Raw genomic sequence first — 18479 nt, forward strand, 5'->3', positions numbered from 1 at the left:
ACTGATATATGAGTGGCCATTCCAGCTACGAGCCATCAACCGGCCTCGAGAAATGGGTCGATGCGCGCCTTCCGCTGCCGCGCATGGTCTATGATAGTTTCGTCGCCTATCCGGTTCCGCGTAACCTGAACTATGCCTATACTTTTGGCGCAATGCTCTCGGTCATGCTGATCCTGCAGATATTGACGGGTGTGGTTCTCGCCATGCACTATGCCGCCGAGACGACGATTGCCTTCAACTCCGTTGAAAAGATCATGCGCGACGTCAATCATGGCTGGCTGCTGCGCTACATGCATGCCAATGGCGCGTCTTTCTTCTTCGTCGCGGTCTACCTGCATATTGCCCGTGGCCTCTACTACGGCTCCTACAAGGCGCCGCGCGAAATTCTCTGGATTCTCGGCGTGGTCATTTATCTCCTGATGATGGCGACCGGCTTCATGGGTTACGTTCTGCCCTGGGGCCAGATGTCCTTCTGGGGTGCGACCGTCATCACCGGCTTCTTCTCGGCCTTTCCCCTGATTGGCGAATGGTTGCAGCAGTTCCTACTCGGCGGCTTTGCCGTCGAACAGCCGACGCTGAACCGCTTCTTCTCGCTGCACTACCTGCTGCCCTTCATGATCGCCGGCGTCGTCGTCCTGCACATCTGGGCGCTGCACGTCACCGGCCAGACGAACCCGACGGGCGTCGAGGTCAAGACGAAGACGGACACGGTGCGCTTCACGCCCTATGCGACCATGAAGGATGCTCTCGGCGTATCGGTCTTCCTGCTGGTCTATGCCTATTTCGTCTTCTACATGCCGAACTTCCTCGGTCATGCCGACAACTACATCCCGGCTGACCCGTTGAAGACGCCGGCCCACATCGTTCCGGAATGGTACTTCCTGCCGTTCTACGCGATGCTGCGTTCGATCACCTTCAACGTCGGCCCGATCGATTCCAAGCTCGGCGGCGTGCTGGTGATGTTCGGTGCGATCATCGTGCTGTTCTTCCTGCCCTGGCTCGACACTTCCAAGGTTCGCTCCGCGGTCTACCGTCCCTGGTACAAGGTGTTCTACTGGCTGTTCGTGATCAACGCGATCATCCTCGGCTGGCTCGGATCGCAGCCGGCGGAAGGTGACTTCGTCTGGATCTCTCAGGTCTGCACGCTCCTCTACTTCGCATTCTTCCTGGTTGCCATGCCGGTGCTCGGCCTCCTCGAGACGCCGCGCCGCATCCCGAACTCGATCACTGAAGCGGTGCTCGAGAAGCGCAACAAAACAGCTGCCGCCAATGCAGCGGCCAATGCGTAAGCGCGCGACGGAAGGGAACAGGAACATGAAAACGCTTGTTGCAAGCATTCTTTCGTTCGCATTCGCCGCCGGTTTCGGCAGTGCCGTGCTGGCTCAGGAGGCGACGCCCGCCAACGGTGCAGCTCCGGCCCATCACGAGGAAAGCGAAACGCCGCACTATCCGCTGAAGCATCCGAAGGAGGAGGAATGGTCTTTCGCTGGTCCGTTCGGCCATTACGACAAGGGCCAGCTCCAGCGCGGCCTCAAGGTCTACACCGAAGTCTGTGCAGCCTGTCATTCGATGAAGCTCGTGCCTTTCCGCACGCTCGACGAGCTCGGCTATTCCGAGGCGCAGGTGAAGGCCTTCGCCGCGAACTACGAGGTCCAGGATGGTCCCGACGCCAGCGGCGAGATGTTTACCCGCAAGGCGGTTCCTTCCGATTACTTCCCGTCGCCTTTCCCCAATGCTGAAGCCGCGGCTGCTTCCAACAATGGCGCGGCTCCGCCTGATTTTTCGCTGATTGCCAAAGCCCGCTCAGTCGAGCGCGGCTTTCCGCAGTTCGTTTTCGACATTTTCACGCAATATCAGGAAAGCGGCCCGGACTATATCCACGCATTGCTGACCGGCTATGAAGAACCGCCGGCCGGTTTCCAGGTGCCGCAGGGGGGACATTATAACCCTTATTTCAATGCTGCCGCCGTCCTTGCCATGCCAAAGCCGCTCTCTGATGGCCAGGTGACCTATGACGACGGCGCGCCGGCGACGGTCGACCAGTATTCGAAGGACGTCACCGCCTTCCTGATGTGGGCAGCGGAGCCGCATCTCGAAGAGCGCAAGCGCACAGGCTTCATGGTCATGATCTTCCTGATCATCTTCACGGTGCTGATCTACCTGACGAAGCGCTCGATCTACGCCAACAAGGAACACTGAGCGGTTCCCGATCGACATCCAAAAGGCGGCTTCGGGCCGCCTTTTTTGTTGGTTCCGCCCTTTGCAATTGATAGGGTGCGGCCAGTTTCATACCCTCGCAGAATATGGACTTTCCATGGACAATACGACTTCGGAGCTCGCTGCCAGCATCCGCTCCATTCCCGACTACCCCAAGCCCGGCATCATCTTCCGCGACATCACCACGCTGCTCGGCAACCCCCGGGCTTTTCGCCGGGCGGTCGACGAGCTTGTGCAGCACTATGCGGGCACGAAGGTCGACAAGATCGCCGGCATGGAGGCGCGCGGTTTCATTCTCGGCGGCGCTTTGGCCCATCAGCTTTCCTCGGGCTTCGTGCCGATCCGCAAGAAGGGCAAGCTGCCGCACGAGACCGTGCGCATCGCCTACAGCCTGGAATATGGCGTCGACGAGATGGAGATGCATCGCGATGCGGTGCAGCCCGGCGAGAAGGTGATCCTGGTCGACGACCTGATCGCCACCGGTGGCACGGCAGTGGGTGCTACGAAGCTTTTGCGCCAGATCGGCGCGGAAGTGGTCGGTGCGTGCTTCGTCATCGATTTGCCGGATCTTGGCGGCCGCAGGAAGCTGGAAGAGCTCGGCGTCGACGTGCACACGCTAGTCGAATTCTCCGGGCACTGATCGGGCGCCATTGTCAGTCGAATTCGAGGACGCTGCTTTCGAACCGGATGACCGGCTCGCCATTCTGATTGACGCCCTCGCAGAGGATGGTGTTGAGGTGCCACCCCGGCCGCGACGCAAGCGCCCGGCTGGAGAGGAAGGCGACGGAATAGGTCACGACGTCGCCGACGAAGACCGGCCGCAGCCATTGCAGTTTCTGGAAGCCGGGTGAGGGGCCGAGGTTCGGCGACGTCAGACCCTTTTGCGCGAGTGCAGCACTCTGCCTTTCCCAGAAGGCGAGGAAGGTCCGCATCCAGGCCGCCGTAGTGTGCCAGCCTGAGGCGCAGAGATCGCCGAAGAGGGTGTCCTTGGCGGCTTCTTTGTCGATGTGGAAACGCTGCGGATCGTAGCGCGTCGCGAAACGGATGATGTTTTCCTCGGTAAAAGTATAGCTGCCGATCTCGGCCTTCTCGCCAACCGCGTAAAGCTCGGACATTCTCATGCTGACGCCTCCGGGCTCATGCTGACGCCTCCGGGCTCATGCTGATGTCTCCGGGCTTATCGATATCGGCTGGCCGGGAGCGCATGCCGAACATGACCGAATTCTCCGAGACGCAGACGAGTTCGCCGCGTTGGTTTTCCACCTCATGACGGAATTTGACGATGCCCATGCCGGGGCGCGAGCGCATCGGCCGGGCTTCGAGCACGGTCGAATGGCCCGACAGCGTGTCACCGGCAAGCACCGGCTTTCGCCATTCCATCAGATCGACGCCCGGCGCACCCTCGCAGAGCGAATGCAGCACGTAGCTGTCAGCCATCATGCGCATGAACATCGAAGAGGTGTGCCAGCCGGAGGCGGCAAGTCCGCCGAGAATGCTGGCGCGGCCGGCAGCCTCATCAAGATGCATCGGCTGCGGGTCGAACTCGCTTGCGAACTCAATGATTTCCCCGGCGGCCACCGGCTTCGGGCCAAGCGCAAAGCGGCGGCCGGGCTGGAAATCCTCGAAGGAAAGCTTTTCTGCCGACATTCGCTTCTCCCGCCATATGCAGCGCACAATGCTTACAATAGCATCCGCGCGGGCTCAATGATTCCGGGGAGATAAACCGGCATGACTGAACTAAGGTCGATACTCGACGAGGCCGTGCGCCAGGAGCTGATTTCGCCGGAGGCGGGTGGGCGACTTTTGCCATTTCTCATTGAGCGCGGGGTGGCGGTGGCCGAAGAGCAGCCGGCAATGGCGGACGCGGGGCAGGCCTGGTCGGATACGGAGACGCCGCGTTTCGTGCGAGGCTTTCATGACGTGCTCATTACCGTCGGCGTCATCGTTGCGCTCGTCGGCCTCTGGGGCCTTGCTCCGCTTTACGCCGTGCCGGCTGCCATCATCGTGCTTTCGGAAATCCTGGTGCGGCGTCAGCGGCTCGCCTTGCCAGCCGTCAGCCTGACGATCGCGCTGTTCTGCTGGACATGCCTGTTGATGTCCCATTTCTTCCCGCCGTGGATGCCGGCTTCCCAATCTTTCGGAGCGGAGGCGACGCAGCTCGTCGCCGGCTTCCCAATCATCCTCGGCGCCTATTATGTCCGCTACGGCGTGCCGCTGTCGCTGGCGCTCTGCATCATGTCCGTGCTTGCCTTCGTCCTCACGCTGCTTTTGCGCCTGGTGCAGTGGGCAAGCGGTAATCCGGCGTTTTTCCTCGATCATCCCGTCGTGCTGGCGCTGGTTGCCCTCATCTGCGCGCTGGGACTGCTTGGGACGGCGCTTTATTTCGATCTCGGCGACCGTTTGCGGCGGACAACGCGTTCGGATATTGCTTTCTGGCTGCATCTCGGCGCCGCGCCGGCGTTGCTCTACAGCACCGTTTCCCTCCTGTCTCTGGGGGAAGGCGTCCGTATCTTTGACGTAGGGAACATGTCAGCCGGCACGCCTGTGGTCGTCGCGACCGTCGCGGCGTTGATGCTGATCGGCCTCATCATCGACCGGCGCGCCTTCGTTACCTCCGGGCTGCTATCGCTCGGCGTTGCGATCTTCGGTGTCGTGCGGAAGGGAAACGCGACTGTCGATACCTATATCTTTACGACGTTGATCGTTGTCGGCACGATCGTGCTCATTATCGGAACGGGCTGGATGCCGCTTCGGCGGCTGGTGCTCAGGGCACTGCCTCCGGCAATCGCAAACAGGCTGCCGCCCGGCTAGAGCCTTTCCGGGTTAGATTGAAGCATTCTGTTGGCTCAAACGGAGTCGGATCGTCGACCGGCCGGCGCGTCGTAGCCAAGCTCTACGGCCAAGCCGGCCGGTCGATCAGCCGGCCCGTTTCAGCCAACCTTCCCGCAGATTTGCCTGGCAAATCTGCAAGACTTAGAAGTACCGGACGCCCCTATTGCTTCGCCATGGCGAAGCAGTGCGGCCGGTGGGCCGGGCATCTTTCCGCCAGGACAGAGGCGATCGGCTCGGACGTACCAAGAGGTATGCCCTTCGCCAATCGCCTCTGCCCTGACGAAAACCTGCTCCGGCAGAATGCTTCAATCTGACCAGGAAAGGCTCTAGGCGGCAGCGATTTCATCAGGTGTTGAAGCGGAAATGGATGACGTCGCCGTCCTGGACGACGTATTCCTTGCCTTCGTCGCGTGCCTTGCCGGCGTCCTTGGCGCCGACTTCGCCGTTGTATTTGATGTAGTCGTCATAGGCGATGGTGTTGGCGCGGATGAAGCCGCGCTCGAAATCCGAATGGATGACGCCGGCGGCCTGCGGCGCCTTGGTGCCGCGCTCGATCGTCCAGGCGCGCGTTTCCTTCGGGCCAACGGTGAAATAGGTGATGAGGTGGAGCAGCTTGTAGCCGGCGCGGATCAGCCGGTCGAGGCCCGCCTCGTCAAGGTCGAGGGCGGAGAGGAATTCCTTGGCTTCCTCCTCGGGAAGCTGGGCGACCTCCGCTTCGATCGCCGCCGAGATGACGACGGTTTCGGCACCCTGTTCCTTCGCCATGACGGCGACGGCCTCGGTGAATTCGTTGCCGGTCGAGGCATCGCCTTCGGCGACGTTGCAGACGTAGAGCACCGGATGCGAGGTCAGAAGATTGAGGCTCTTGAGGATGACGATTTCTTCCGCATCGAGCGTCGACAGCAGCGTGCGCACCGGCTTGCCTTCGTTGAGCAGCTTCAGCGAGGCTTCCATGATCGGCAGCATCGCCACCGAATCCTTGTCCTTGCCGGTGGCGCGCTTGCGCGTCTGCTCGGTGCGGCGCTCCAGGCTTTCGAGGTCGGCAAGCATCAGCTCGGTCTCGATCGTCTCGGCATCGGCGACCGGGTTGATGCGGCCCTCGACATGAGTGATGTCGCTGTCTTCGAAGCAGCGGAGCACATGGACGATGGCATCGACCTCGCGGATATTGGCGAGGAACTGGTTGCCGAGGCCTTCGCCCTTCGAGGCGCCGCGCACCAGGCCGGCGATATCGACGAAGGAGATGCGGGTCGGGATCAGTTCCTTCGACTTGGCGATGTCGGCAAGCTTGCGCATTCGCGGATCGGGAACGGCGACTTCGCCGGTGTTCGGCTCGATGGTGCAGAAGGGGTAGTTCGCCGCCTGTGCCGCCGCCGTCTTGGTGAGCGCGTTGAAGAGGGTCGATTTGCCGACATTCGGCAGCCCGACGATACCGCATTTGAAGCCCATGGCTTGATCCATATCTATTGGTAACTTTGCCCTGCCTATGCGGGAATGGCCGCCCTGGGTCAAGGGTTCGCAACATGAATTGAAGGTCGCCGGCTCTCCGGATGACAGGAAGGCTGCGGCGATTCTCGAAAAACGTGGCCGGAATTGCCTCCTGCTCTCCGCGGAATAACACTCCGTCATTGAACTGCCGTGCTTACGGTGCAATATATTGATGGCGGACGTTTTCTCCGCCTTTTCCATGTCATCAACGGGTGGATTTTTCCGATGAGTGACAATGACATTGCCCTGAAACCGAAGGCCAAAGTGAAGCTCAAGCTGGACAAGCCGAAGCTCTACAAGGTCATTCTCATCAATGACGATTATACGCCGCGCGAATTCGTTATCATGATCCTGAAGGCCGTCTTCCGCATGAGCGAGGAGACCGGCTACCGGGTGATGATGACGGCGCACAAGCTGGGTTCCTGCGTGGTCGTGGTCTGCGTCAGGGACATCGCCGAGACCAAGGCCAAGGAAGGCATCGAGCTTGCCAAGGGCATGGGCTTTCCGCTGATGTTCACCACCGAACCGGAGGAATAGGCGCTTTCCGCGGGCCGCCCCGAATATGGAGTCAGGGCCGGCGGATCTGATAGCCGGTCTTGTCCTGCACGAAGCCGCAATTCTCGTAGAAGCGCAACGTTGCCGGATTCTTGGAGCCGGTAAGCAGCATCACCTTGTAGCATCCGATGTTCCACGCCTCGGCGACCGCGTGGCCGATGACGGTGCGGGCATAACCGCGCTTGCGATGATCGGCATGGGTGACGACGTTTTCGATGAGCGCATAGGGCGCGCCGTTCCGTGTCAGGTTCGGCACGACGACGCTTGTGACGGTGGCGACGGCGACCTCACCCGCAAAACCGATGAAGACGGTCATGCCGGGCTGGGCCAGGATGGCGGAAAAGCGTTCTTCGGCAATGGCCTCGTCAAGAACCGGATCCGTGGGGTTCAGGTGACGGTAAAGCGTCATGAGACCGGCGAGATCGCCGCGGGCAGCCGGGCGGATGATGACGTCTTGATCGGGCATCGTTCTCAATCGCCCTTTTTGCCAAACATCTTTTTCAGCATGTCGGCCATCGGGCCGGTGGCCGGCAACTTCGGCTGATTGTGGTTGCGGGCCTGATGGATATGCGACTGGCCGGCCGGCTTCTTCTCGACGTCCTTCTTTTCTTTCGCCGGTTTCTCCTCCTCGGCCTTTCCGCCGAGCGCCAGCGCAATCTTGTTCATCAGCTGCGAATCTTCGTTTCGCACCAGCATGTCGGCATTGTCGGCGAGCGTGTCGAGAAGCGGCTCCAGCCAGGCCTTGTCGGCCTTGGCGAAATCGCCGAGCACATGGTTCTGCACCATTTCCTTGATGCCGGGATGGCCGATACCGAGGCGTAGCCGCCGGTATTCCCTGCCGCAATGGGCGTCGAGCGACTTGATGCCGTTGTGGCCGTTGTGGCCGCCGCCAGTCTTCAGCCGCGCCTTGCCCTGGGGAAGGTCGAGCTCGTCATAGATGGCCACGAGATCGGCCGGCTGGAGCTTGTAGAAACGCATCGCCTCGCCGACGGACTCGCCGGAAAGGTTCATGAAGGTCTGCGGCTTCATCAGCAGCACTTTCTCACCGCTGACCTCGCCCTCGGCGATCTCGGCCCTGAACTTCTTCGACCAGGGCGAAAAGCTGTGGCGCCGATGGATGGCGTCGACGGCCATGAAGCCGATATTGTGGCGGTTGCCGACGTATTTGCCGCCGGGATTGCCGAGACCCGCGATGATCAGCATGGCCTGTCTTTCCTCGCTAAAGCATGTCGCGCAAAAGTGTGCAGCGGTTTTGCGACAATCACATGCGTAAAAACAAAGACCTAAAGTGCGAGGAACAAATCTGAAAGATCGCGACGCGCTTTAGAACTTCCCGCCGTTCACCAACGCGAAATGAAAGCAAAGTCAAGCGGAAAGGGCAGATATCTTCGGAGTCAGTCCGACAGGTTCATGCCGTATTTCAGGAAGATCTGCTTTTGGTCGCCATCGGCGATCAGCTTGTCGAGGGCAGCCTGCATCCTGGCGAGCAGATCGTCCGGAAAGTTCTTCTCGCAGGCGATGCCCATTGGCTGGGCGGAGAGCACGGTCACCAATTCCACCGGCTGGTCTGCCTTCAGCTTTTCGAAATAGAGTTCGGAGATCGGCATCATGTCGATGCGCCCGCCAAGCAGCTTGCGCAGCGTCGCGTTGAAGTCGCTGGCGACATCGAGCTTGGTGAAGCCCTTTTCCTTCAGGATCGTCTCGGTGTAATCCTCGCGCTGGGTACCGATCGTATATTTCTTCGCTTCGTCCAGATTGCCGGCGGTGACGCCCGAGCCCTTTCGCGTGATCAGGATATTGCGGTCGATGAGCAGCGGTTCGACCCATTTGAACAGGGGGTCGCGTGCGCCGTTGTGGGCGGTCGCAAAGACACAAGTCATCGGCGCCGTGCGGGCAAGGCTGAAAGCACGGGCCCAGGGCATGATCTCGATCGTGTAGTCGACGCTGATCGCGGCCATTACCTTTTCGACCTGCTCGACGGTCGCACCCTTGATCTCCTTGCCTTCGCGATAGTTGAAGGGTGCATAGTCCTCGGTCGTGAACGTCACCGTTTGCGCATGGGCGGTGCAGGGCAGCGCCAGGCATGCGAGAAGCAGGAGCATTTTCATCCGCATCATCTCCTTGGTTCTTCGTTCACGAGGCGCGTGCGACGGCCGATTGCGAGGCCGTCAGGTCCTCGATCAGCGTGGCTGGGTGCTGCGGACGATGGAAGAGATAGCCCTGGCCGTAGTCAAGCCCCATCTGATGGAGCGTGCGGCATTCCTCTTCGGTCTCGATACCCTCGGCAATGACGGTGCAGTTCATTTTGTGGGATAGCGTGGTGATGCCTTCGATCAGCATGCGGCTCTTCTGGCGTACGTCATCGTCGCCGTCGTTGATCGCGCGGGTGAAGGATTGGTCGATCTTGATGATGTCGACAGGGAAGCGGTTGAGATAGCTCAGCGACGAATAGCCAGTGCCGAAATCGTCGAGCGCGATGCGGCAGCCGAAGCGACGAAGCTCTGTGACGATCATACGAATCTGCGGGTTGTCGTGCATCAGCACGGCTTCGGTGATCTCGACGACGATGCGCTCGGGACGGATGCCGTGCCGACCGACGATGGCGGCAAGACGGGCCGGCAGCGCCGGCTCGAACTGCAACGGCGAGAAGTTGATGGCGAGATAGGTATCCTGCATGCCTGGTATGCGGGAAATCTTGGCGAGGTTGGCGACCGCCTTTTCCATGATGACGTTGCCGACGCGGACGATCTTTGCCGTCTCCTCGGCGACGCTGATAATCTCGGCCGGCGGCATCAAGCCCTTCTGCGGATGGTTGAGGCGCATCAGCGCCTCGAAACCGGCAATGCCGCGGCCGTTAAGGGTGACGATCGGCTGCAGGAAAGCCTCGAACCAGTTGTCGACCAGACCGGCTTCGATATTGGCCTCGATCTCGGCGCGGCTGCGGGCACGGTCGAGCATGGCATTGTCGAAGAGCTGTGCGCCGTTCTTGCCGTCGCGTTTCTTGGCATACATTGCCATGTCGGATTTTTGCAGCAGCTCGGCCGCGGTTGCGGCATGGTGCGGATAGATGGCGATGCCGACGGAAGCGCTCAGATGCATGTCGGGAGCGAATGGCGTTTCGAAGATCGAGGCGATCTGCTCGCACATCACCTTGGCGCGGCTTTCGGCGTCCTTGGCCGGCAGCAGGATGGCAAATTCGTCGCCGCCGAGACGGGCCGCCTCGTCGGAGGGGGCAAGGTGGGTCTTCAGGCGCTCGACGAGCTCGACCAGCGCCATGTCACCGGCGGCATGGCCCATATTGTCGTTGATCCACTTGAAACGGTCGAGATCGACGAAGAGACAGGCGAGTTCCTGGCCGGCGGCATCGGCGGCGGCGATCTTGTTGTCGAGGACGGCTTCGAAGCCCTGGCGGTTGAGAAGCCCGGTCAGGTGATCGGTGATTGCCTGGCGGTGGTTGCGGTCCTCGGACGCCTTGAGTTCGGTCACATCGGTCATGACGGATAGCGAGAGGCGGTCTTGAGCGCCAGCTCCCGCCTCCGATTCCATGATGAGGACGTCCATGGTGCGGCCATCCAGGCAAACGAACTTGACGGTGACGGTCATGCCGCTTTCGGCTTGGCGGCGCTTGACGAATTTGTCGCGGGTCGCGGGGGTGACGAGATTGGCGAAGTTGCGGCCGATGACGGCGGCGCGGTTATAACCTGTGGCAAGCAGCCAATAATCGCTGACGGCGGTGATGCGGTCTTCCTCGTCGAGCGAGAAGAGCATGGCGGGGGTCAGATTGTAGATATCGGTGGCGCGGCGGTGGGCAATCTTCAGCTCCTTTTCCTCGCTTTCGAGCTTGGTCTGCATCTCGTTGAAGCTATGGGCAAGCCGTCCCATCTCGTCGTTCGACTGCCAGTCGACATGATGGCGGGAGCCCAACTGGCGGGTGGCCTCGATTGCCGCCGTCAGCCGCATCAGCGGCTGGATGACGAAGAAGCGGTTGCCGATCAGCGCCGTGCCGAAAACGGTCAGCACCGCGAAGATGAAGATCGAGATGAAGACGACCTCTTCCTGCTTCAGGCCGGAAAACAGGCCGAGTGCCGGATAATAGACGCTGATGCTGCCGAGGTTCTTCGGACCGTCGATGGTGTTGTAGATGATGGCGCGCGACACCTGCACCAGCTTGCCGTCGAAGGAGCGCGGAATGGTGGACTGGCTGACGTCGAGCTGGCCTGACTGGTCACGCACTTCGACCCTGACGATGGCGCCCTGGGAAACGACCGTCGCGCTGATCTGGGTGACGCTGTCCTCATCGAGGTCCCACAGCGGTTTGGCCAGCGCCTGGGCATTGGCGACAAGAAGAACGGAGATATGGTCGCGTATTTCCTTGTCGGCCCGTTCCGAGGAAAGAAAAAGGAAGAGAACAAAGAGGGGAGCGACAAAAACAAGCAGCGCTCCGCAAACTATCGCAAAAAATCTGTTCTCAACGGAATTGTTCATGGTTCCGTCTACTCCCCGGGCCGGCCGTATTTGCTGTCGCGCGTTGAGGCGGGCTTCTTCGCAGCTGACGGAGCATGCTTTCACGAATTTGTTAAATGTTGCTGAAACGGGGCGTTTCCGGGCAATGAAAAGCCCGCTTTCCAGGGGAAAGCGGGCCATATGCTTTACAAATTGGTCGAAGCGATCAGGCTTCGGCTTCGCCTTCCGCGGCGCTCTCGTCGATGCCGGCAGCCGGAGCGATGATCGTCGCGATCGTGAAGTCGCGGTCGATGACCGGGGTGACACCCTTCGGCAGGGTGACTTCCGCGATATGGATGCTGTCGCCGATCTTCTTGCCGCTGAGGTCAATGTTGAAGAATTCAGGGATCGCATCGGCCGGGCAGTGAACTTCGACTTCATGGCGAACGATGTTCAGAACGCCGCCGACCTTCAGGCCCGGGGACTTCTCTTCGTTGATGAAGTGCACGGGGATTTCGACGGTCACCTGGGTGTTGCCGGAGACGCGCAGGAAATCGACATGCATCGTGAAGTCACGGACCGGATCGAGCTGGTAGTCCTTCGGCAGAACCTTGTGCTTCTTGCCGTCGACGTCGATCGTCGCCACGGTGGTCATGAAACCACCGGCGTGAATGCGCTTCGTCACCTCATTGGTGTTGAGAGCGATGGCAATGGGGGCCTGCTTGTCACCATAGATGACAGCGGGAATCAAACCGTTGCGGCGAAGTTCACGGGCGGACCCCTTACCAACCCGTTCGCGCGCCTCGGCCTTGAGCTCGTAAGTTTCCTGGCTCATGGCTATTCCTTTCGAGGTTATTTGGAGAGTTCGGCGGCGGGCAAAGCCTTGTTCCGACGAACCGGAGGCGGTATGACCCGACCTCATCCGCGTTGCCTCCAAGGGTGTCTACACGGACCGGTGGCCTATATTATAAGTCGATCGGAAACGCAAGTTGCGGATTCAGGCCATTTTCCGGCTATACAAGCGCTCCGGCAAGCCGAAAGCGCAGTCGGAATCGAGGCGCTTCTATCTCACGGCTCCGCAAGCAACAAGATTCAGCAATTCCCGCTCCGGTCGAGGTTGACATCGGCGCGCTTCCCCTTTTTGGATGCCGCATTCAAAAAGCGGCTGAGGAGAAATCGGACTATGCGTCTCAAACTTGTCACGGCAACGAGCTTGCTGGCACTTTGCCTTGTCACCACGGCCCAGAGCGCCGAGATCAACCAGGACGGCGCCAATGCGGTCAAGGACACTCTGACGAAGCTGCTTCCCGAGGATATGGCAAAGAGCGGCTTCATCAGCGTCAATCCGGCCGGCACGCGCTACGAGATCATCTATGATCTGGCGAAGCTGCTGACCAAGGTCGATCCGGCGAAATTCGCGATCAGTGGGCTGACGCCGTTCTCGACGTTCGCCACGCCCCTCGACAGCGGGCTCTGGAATATCGAGGGTGACAACAAGCTCAACGTCTCTGGCCATTTTAAAGACCCGGATCAGAAAACAACGAATTTCACCTATTCCATCGCTTCGATCGTCTACAGCGGTGTTTTCGACCCAGCAATCAGCTATCTGCGCTCAGGCACCTTCGCGATCAAGGACGTCAAGGTCGCCAGCAAGTCTGAGATTGCAGAAGTCAGCGCCAGAATCGCCAGCATGGACCACAAGCTGAGTTCGACGGACAGTTCAGGCGGCAACGGACGTATCGATTTTGTCGGCAGCGCCTCGATGTCTGGTTTTGTCGAGCAGGTTTCCAGTCTGCAAATGCCGCCCATCGAACTTCGTGCCGGCTCAATCCATGTCGATGCCAAGGTGAACGGCCTGCCGGCGAAGCAGATTCGCGAGATGGTCTTCTTCGCGCTCGAGCATCTCGATGAGAAGGAATTGAGCGCGGAAAATACCGACAAGATAAAGGCAATAGTGAAGGAAGCTTTTCCGCTTCTGACCTCGTTCAGCGAGACGATCGGGGTCAACGACCTGGCCGTCATAAACGAGATGGGCAAGGGCGGTGCCAAGGCATTCGGCTACAACCTCGCCATCGAAGGGCCAAGCGACGCCATGCGTTTCGGCTTCGGCATGAACGCCCAGGAGATCAGCCTCGACACGCCGCTAATGCCGGCAAATTATGCGCCATTCATGCCGACCAATTTCGATTTTCAGCTCGCTGTTCCGAACCTGGATTTCGCAAGCTTCGGCGACGCCCTCATGGCGGTGGATTTCAATGACAAGGCACCCGAGAAGACCGGCGAGGAGATGGCGAAGAAACTCTTCCGCGACGGCCTGCTTATGGTGGAGTTTCCGAAGGTCAGTGCCAAGTCTGAGGTCTACGACCTCGACATGACGGGCAAGATCGAGGGGCGGATCGACACAGAGAAGGACTATTCGATGGAGGCGACGATCCTTGCCCGCGATCTCGACAAAACGATTGCCGCGGTTCAGGAGCTTGCCAAGACGGATCCTGATCTCAACCAGGTCTCCTTCGGCATCATGATGGTGAAAGGTTTCGCCAAGACCGATGCAGATGGCCGCTCGCGCTGGGACATCAGTGTCAGCCGGGATGGTGCAGTCGTCGTCAACGGCCAGCAGATCAAGGGGCCGGATGGTCCGGATCAGGATCAGGGGCTGGAGACTGAGCAGGAACCGGATCAGGGGCAGGATACGGTACCTGCGCCACCGCAGCAGCCTTGAGCATTATCACTTGGTATCCGAAATGAAAGGAAGCCGGCCTTGTGCCGGCTTTTGCGCCTTACGTCACAAGCTTCGCCGAAACCAACTATCGGGCGGCCGCTTGCGAACGCGGCTCCGCCACAATCAACGGCCAGCAATTCATGCGGCTCGGAGGGCATGCCCAATAATAGCTTGGTCCATCTAATGCAGAAATTGAAAGCCGGTCGAATGCCGGCTCTCTTTAATCGAACAGGCTGGAGACGGACTCTTCCTGAGCTGTTCGGCTGATGGCTTCGCCGATCAGAGGGGCCGTGGTCACGATGCGGATATTGTGCGCCGAGAGAACCGCCGTGGTCGGCTGGATCGAATCCGTGATGACGAGTTCGCGAAGCTTCGAGGAAGTGACGCGGGTGACTGCGCCGCCCGAGAGAACGCCGTGGGTGATATAGGCGGTGACGCTGGATGCGCCCTTGGCCAGCATCGCGTCGGCCGCATTGCAGAGCGTGCCGCCGGAATCGACGATATCGTCGATCAGCAGGCAGTCCTTGCCGGCTATGTCGCCGATGATGTTCATGACTTCGGATTCACCCGGCCGATCGCGACGCTTGTCGACGATGGCCAGAAGACAGTCCAGCCGCTTGGCAAGCGCGCGGGCGCGAACCACACCACCGACGTCAGGCGAGACGACCACGACGTTGCTGAGGTCATAATGGCTCTTGATGTCGCGCGTCAGCACGGGCATGGCGAAGAGATTATCGGTCGGAATATCGAAGAAGCCTTGGATCTGCCCGGCATGGAGATCGAGCGTCATGACACGGTCGGCGCCGGCTTCTGTAATGAGGTTCGCGACCAGCTTGGCGGAGATCGGCGTGCGGCCTGAAGCACGGCGGTCCTGACGCGCATAGCCGAAATAGGGAAGGACGGCGGTGATGCGGCGGGCTGACGAACGACGCATGGCGTCGATCATGATCAGCAGTTCCATCAGGTGGTCGTTTGCGGGAAAAGCGGTCGGCTGCACGAGGAAAACGTCCTCGCCGCGCACATTTTCCTGGATTTCCACGAAGATTTCCTGATCGGCAAACCTTCGAACACTGGCTTTCCCCAAGGGAACATTGAGATAGTTGCAGATCGCTTCGGCGAGTTGCCGGTTCGAATTGCCCGCGAAAACCTTCATTTTGGTCCGCCTGTTACGCGCTGATAGCCGCGCTTTTTAGTCAGCTTCCCCGTGAATGCAAGGGCAAAGGCGCCACAGGCTTCCATATTTGCAAAAAGTTTGTGACTAACCGCCCTGGGCCTGCCGCCAGGAAGAGAATCCCGCGATGGTTTTCGAGGCGATCTGCTGCATCACCGAGGCCGGAACGCCCGCCCATGGATCGGCCGCGGCCGTCGGCACGCTTTCCTGGCCCTGGATGCGGTGCAGGCGGCCCCCGCCGCTGTCGAGAATGTCCCAGACATAGACCACGGTGACCTTGCCGTCGTCGCTGAAGGCGGAGAGGTAGCCCTTGAGGATGTAGTCGCTGCTCGCGTCGTTCGAACTCTTGATGGAAAGGCCGTGCGCGCGCGCCTCGGCACCGAGCTGGCGCGAGAGCGGTGTCACGGCCTGCACCGGCGCGCCGATGATCGGTAGGAAGCGCACGGTATTGCCGCGGGCGGAGGAGGAACTGGGGGGGAGGGCGGCGGTCTGCTGCGGCTGTTGTGCCTCGGCCGGCGGAGCCGGCTGTGCGGCAAGTTCACCACTGGCCGCCGGTGGGGGCAGCGATTGTCCGTCGATCGGGGCAGAGGCGGCCGGTGAGGAGCCGCTTCTCGACAGGGCGTCTGCCTGTTCCTGCATCGTCGTCGGCGCCGCGCCGGTGCCGGGTCGATAGGCCCGCTGCGACTGATCATAGGCTGGATGGTAGCCGCCCTGCTGCGAGCTTCCCGAGAAACGCGGCTGGCGGGTGCCTGCCAAGCGCTCGGCTTCGCTCTGCGTCACCGGGCTCGACGGGGCGCCCCCGGAGGAATTGCCGATGTCGACCTGCGGCGTCAGCGCATCGGTCGTGTTGCAGGCTGTCATTAGAGCCATGACGAACAGGAGCGTGGGCACAATCGCAGCTCGCGTCATCCCTTGGTCCGTCCTTCCCGCAATCGCAATCAGCCCCACCCGAATTTATGCGGGTGGGGACGGTCGTCTGTCAATTCCGGATTCTCACCGGTCAGAGCCCGATGAAATCGAGCGGATGGCGGGATAGCGCGCGCGGCGCATCCGCAGTCGTCAGATAGGTCTGGCCGAGCGTCATCGCCGTGCCGGTATCGGAATCGGCGATGATCATGTGCACGAAGAGCGACATGTTCGGCTCGATCGGCTGCGGATTGCCGACATGGAACATCTGATGCTCCATCCAGGAGGGCGAGAAGCGGGCGCCGAGCGAATAACCGCAGGCATTCAGCCGGTGGCGGGCCAGGCCGCGCTCGTCGATGATCCTGGCATGCATGTCGAAGACATCGCCGAAGGTCTGGCCGGGCTTGAGCACGGTCTCGATCGCCTCGATGGTTTCGCGGCAGGCGTTGTAAAGCTCGCGGTGGCGATGCGTCGGTTCGCCGATGACGATCGTGCGCATCATCGCGGCATGGTAATGCGCATAGGCGCCGGCCCATTCGAGCGTCAGCTGGTCGTTGGCGTCGAGCTTACGGCGGCCGGCCTTGTAGCGGCAAAGCAGGGCGTCGGCGCCGGAGCCGATGATGAACTCGTTGGCGGGGTAGTCGCCGCCGCCGGAAAAGATCGCGCCCTGCATGGCGGCGAGGATATCGGCCTCGTCGGCGCCGGGTTTTGTCAGCCGGATCGCGGCATCGAGCGCATCGTCGGCGAGCACGGCGGCGCGCTCGACATAGGCGACCTCCGTCGGGCTCTTGATCAGGCGCAGGCGGCTGACGAGGTAGGAAGCGTCGACGATCTGGCCGAAGGTGGTCAATTGCGCGTCGAGCAGCCGGGCGACGCGGCCGGTCATGCCGTGCGTATCATATTCGATGCCGATGCGGGCGCCGAGCAGGTCCATTTCGACCAGCAGGTTCTTCAGGTCGAGCGTCGGGTCGGCATTGACCCGGTCGACCCAGATATGGATGTCCTCAAGGATCGAGGTATGCCTAGCCTGGCGAAGATCGGCCGAGCGGGTGATCAGCGCCATGGTGCCGTCGCTCTTGACGACCAGCGTCTGGAAGAAGCAGTAGCCGAAGGTGTCGTAGCCCGTCAGCCAGTACATGCTTTCCTGGGCGAAGAGCAGCAAGGCGTCGAGCTTTTCTTCCTTCATCTTCTCGGTGAGGCGCGCAAGCCGGCTTGCGAATTCGGCTTTTTCGAAGTGCAGTGCCATTCTGCTCAAGTCTCCCTGATTGATATCGCGGAAATCTGGCGGCCGTAATCCGGCTCCTTGCGATGTGTCGTCCTGCGGTAGGAAAAGAAGCGCTCGTTGTCCACATAGGTGCAGAGGCCGAGGCTTTCGGCACGCACGCCGGCTTTCGTCAGCCGGTCGACCGTCAGCGCCGGCAGGTCGAACATGGCGTGGCCGGGTGTTGCGGAAGGCACGAAAAAGCACTCGTCCTCCGGGTTTTCGACGACGAAACGCTCGACGAACTCAGGACCGACCTCATAGCTCGCCTGGCTGATCGAGGGGCCGAGGCAGGCGACGATACGAGCGCGGTCCGCACCGAGCGCCTCCATGGCGGTGATGGTATTTTCGAGCACGCCCGTCAGCACGCCCTTCCAGCCGGCGTGGGCAGCGCCGATGACGCGATTGCCGGGGTCGGCAAACAGGATCGGTCCGCAATCGGCGGCGAGCACGCCAAGCGCAATGCCAGGGGTGCGCGTTACCATCGCATCCGCGTCGGGGCGGGCGCCGTCGTAATCGGCGCCCATCGTCACGACGTCGGCGGAATGGACCTGATGCACGGTTGCCAGCCGCTCGACCGGCAAGCCGAACCAGGCGGCGACACGACGGCGGTTTTCCAGGACCTTGTCGCGTTCGTCGCTGGAGCCGAGGCCGACATTGAGGCCGCGATACAGCCCTTCGGAAACCCCGCCCGCCCGAGTGAAATAACCGTGCCGGATCGTGCTGCCGGCCGCTTCGTTCAGTAGCGCGCTTTCGATCGGTGCGGGAGAGGCCGCGTCCTGCATCTGTGATTCCGGGGTTTTCGAGGGGTTTGTTATTATCCCAAGCGCATCGCATATGCGGCGCGCTTCAAGTTCTTGTTTCGGGCGGATGTTGAACCAGCC

The 18479-nt window shown here is 60.8% G+C and carries 18 protein-coding genes; 6 read left to right on the plus strand and 12 right to left on the minus strand.

Annotated elements, in window-relative coordinates; all coding sequences use genetic code 11:
- Positions 1–8 precede the first annotated feature (8 nt).
- From V8P77_RS02280 to V8P77_RS02290, 3 genes are all read left to right on the plus strand, one after another.
- Complete coding sequence (locus V8P77_RS02280; RefSeq protein ID WP_335910481.1) at positions 9–1289, plus strand: cytochrome b; 1281 nt, start codon at positions 9–11, stop codon at positions 1287–1289.
- Positions 1290–1314: 25 nt separating this feature from the next.
- Positions 1315–2199 (plus strand): cytochrome c1, encoded by an 885-nt coding sequence (locus tag V8P77_RS02285; RefSeq protein WP_335910482.1) that lies wholly within the window; start codon positions 1315–1317, stop codon positions 2197–2199.
- 115 nt (positions 2200–2314) lie between these two features.
- Positions 2315–2857: an adenine phosphoribosyltransferase gene (locus V8P77_RS02290; protein ID WP_335910484.1), complete on the plus strand. Its 543-nt coding sequence runs from the start codon at positions 2315–2317 to the stop codon at positions 2855–2857.
- Positions 2858–2870: 13 nt separating this feature from the next.
- On the opposite strand, the gene V8P77_RS02295 is transcribed toward V8P77_RS02290, so the two are convergent.
- Together V8P77_RS02295 and V8P77_RS02300 are read right to left on the minus strand one after the other, a co-directional pair.
- Positions 2871–3338 (minus strand): MaoC family dehydratase, encoded by a 468-nt coding sequence (locus V8P77_RS02295; protein ID WP_335910486.1) that lies wholly within the window; start codon positions 3336–3338, stop codon positions 2871–2873.
- A 16-nt stretch (positions 3339–3354) separates the two neighbouring features.
- Positions 3355–3864, minus strand: a complete 510-nt coding sequence (locus tag V8P77_RS02300) for a MaoC family dehydratase (protein WP_335910488.1) — start codon at positions 3862–3864, stop codon at positions 3355–3357.
- An 81-nt stretch (positions 3865–3945) separates the two neighbouring features.
- Between V8P77_RS02300 and V8P77_RS02305 the strand changes: the two genes are divergently transcribed.
- Positions 3946–5028: a hypothetical protein gene (locus V8P77_RS02305; RefSeq protein WP_335910489.1), complete on the plus strand. Its 1083-nt coding sequence runs from the start codon at positions 3946–3948 to the stop codon at positions 5026–5028.
- Positions 5029–5394: 366 nt separating this feature from the next.
- On the opposite strand, the gene ychF is transcribed toward V8P77_RS02305, so the two are convergent.
- On the minus strand, positions 5395–6498 hold the full coding sequence (ychF, locus tag V8P77_RS02310) for a redox-regulated ATPase YchF (RefSeq protein ID WP_027664117.1): 1104 nt from the start codon (positions 6496–6498) through the stop codon (positions 5395–5397).
- A gap of 264 nt (positions 6499–6762) precedes the next feature.
- Between ychF and clpS the strand changes: the two genes are divergently transcribed.
- The gene (gene clpS / locus V8P77_RS02315; protein ID WP_335910491.1) at positions 6763–7074 is read left to right on the plus strand and encodes an ATP-dependent Clp protease adapter ClpS; all 312 of its coding nucleotides are present in this window, start codon (positions 6763–6765) and stop codon (positions 7072–7074) included.
- Positions 7075–7105: 31 nt separating this feature from the next.
- On the opposite strand, the gene V8P77_RS02320 is transcribed toward clpS, so the two are convergent.
- The 5 genes from V8P77_RS02320 to V8P77_RS02340 all read right to left on the minus strand — a co-directional run bounded on the left by V8P77_RS02320 (position 7106) and on the right by V8P77_RS02340 (position 12370).
- A complete protein-coding gene (locus tag V8P77_RS02320; RefSeq protein ID WP_373694568.1) occupies positions 7106–7558 on the minus strand; it encodes a GNAT family N-acetyltransferase in 453 nt (150 codons plus the stop codon).
- A 5-nt stretch (positions 7559–7563) separates the two neighbouring features.
- On the minus strand, positions 7564–8295 hold the full coding sequence (pth, locus tag V8P77_RS02325) for an aminoacyl-tRNA hydrolase (protein WP_335910493.1): 732 nt from the start codon (positions 8293–8295) through the stop codon (positions 7564–7566).
- Positions 8296–8486: 191 nt separating this feature from the next.
- Entirely contained in the window at positions 8487–9200 is a 714-nt protein-coding gene (locus V8P77_RS02330; RefSeq protein WP_335910494.1) for a substrate-binding periplasmic protein, read from the minus strand.
- Positions 9201–9225: 25 nt separating this feature from the next.
- Positions 9226–11577, minus strand: coding sequence for an EAL domain-containing protein (locus tag V8P77_RS02335; RefSeq protein ID WP_335910495.1), 2352 nt, complete (start codon positions 11575–11577; stop codon positions 9226–9228).
- Between the two features lie 184 nt (positions 11578–11761).
- Positions 11762–12370 (minus strand): 50S ribosomal protein L25/general stress protein Ctc, encoded by a 609-nt coding sequence (locus V8P77_RS02340; protein ID WP_003541728.1) that lies wholly within the window; start codon positions 12368–12370, stop codon positions 11762–11764.
- 348 nt (positions 12371–12718) lie between these two features.
- Between V8P77_RS02340 and V8P77_RS02345 the strand changes: the two genes are divergently transcribed.
- The gene (locus tag V8P77_RS02345; protein WP_335910496.1) at positions 12719–14257 is read left to right on the plus strand and encodes a hypothetical protein; all 1539 of its coding nucleotides are present in this window, start codon (positions 12719–12721) and stop codon (positions 14255–14257) included.
- 220 nt (positions 14258–14477) lie between these two features.
- On the opposite strand, the gene V8P77_RS02350 is transcribed toward V8P77_RS02345, so the two are convergent.
- From V8P77_RS02350 to pgeF, 4 genes are all read right to left on the minus strand, one after another.
- The gene (locus V8P77_RS02350; RefSeq protein WP_335910497.1) at positions 14478–15410 is read right to left on the minus strand and encodes a ribose-phosphate pyrophosphokinase; all 933 of its coding nucleotides are present in this window, start codon (positions 15408–15410) and stop codon (positions 14478–14480) included.
- A 105-nt stretch (positions 15411–15515) separates the two neighbouring features.
- Positions 15516–16337, minus strand: coding sequence for a hypothetical protein (locus V8P77_RS02355; RefSeq protein ID WP_335910498.1), 822 nt, complete (start codon positions 16335–16337; stop codon positions 15516–15518).
- A 91-nt stretch (positions 16338–16428) separates the two neighbouring features.
- The gene (locus V8P77_RS02360; protein ID WP_017961468.1) at positions 16429–17580 is read right to left on the minus strand and encodes a M24 family metallopeptidase; all 1152 of its coding nucleotides are present in this window, start codon (positions 17578–17580) and stop codon (positions 16429–16431) included.
- A gap of 5 nt (positions 17581–17585) precedes the next feature.
- A complete protein-coding gene (pgeF, locus tag V8P77_RS02365) occupies positions 17586–18380 on the minus strand; it encodes a peptidoglycan editing factor PgeF (RefSeq protein ID WP_335910499.1) in 795 nt (264 codons plus the stop codon).
- Positions 18381–18479 lie beyond the last annotated feature (99 nt).

The sequence above is a fragment of the Rhizobium aouanii genome (assembly GCF_037002925.1).
GTDB classification, from domain to species: Bacteria; Pseudomonadota; Alphaproteobacteria; order Rhizobiales; family Rhizobiaceae; genus Rhizobium; species Rhizobium aouanii.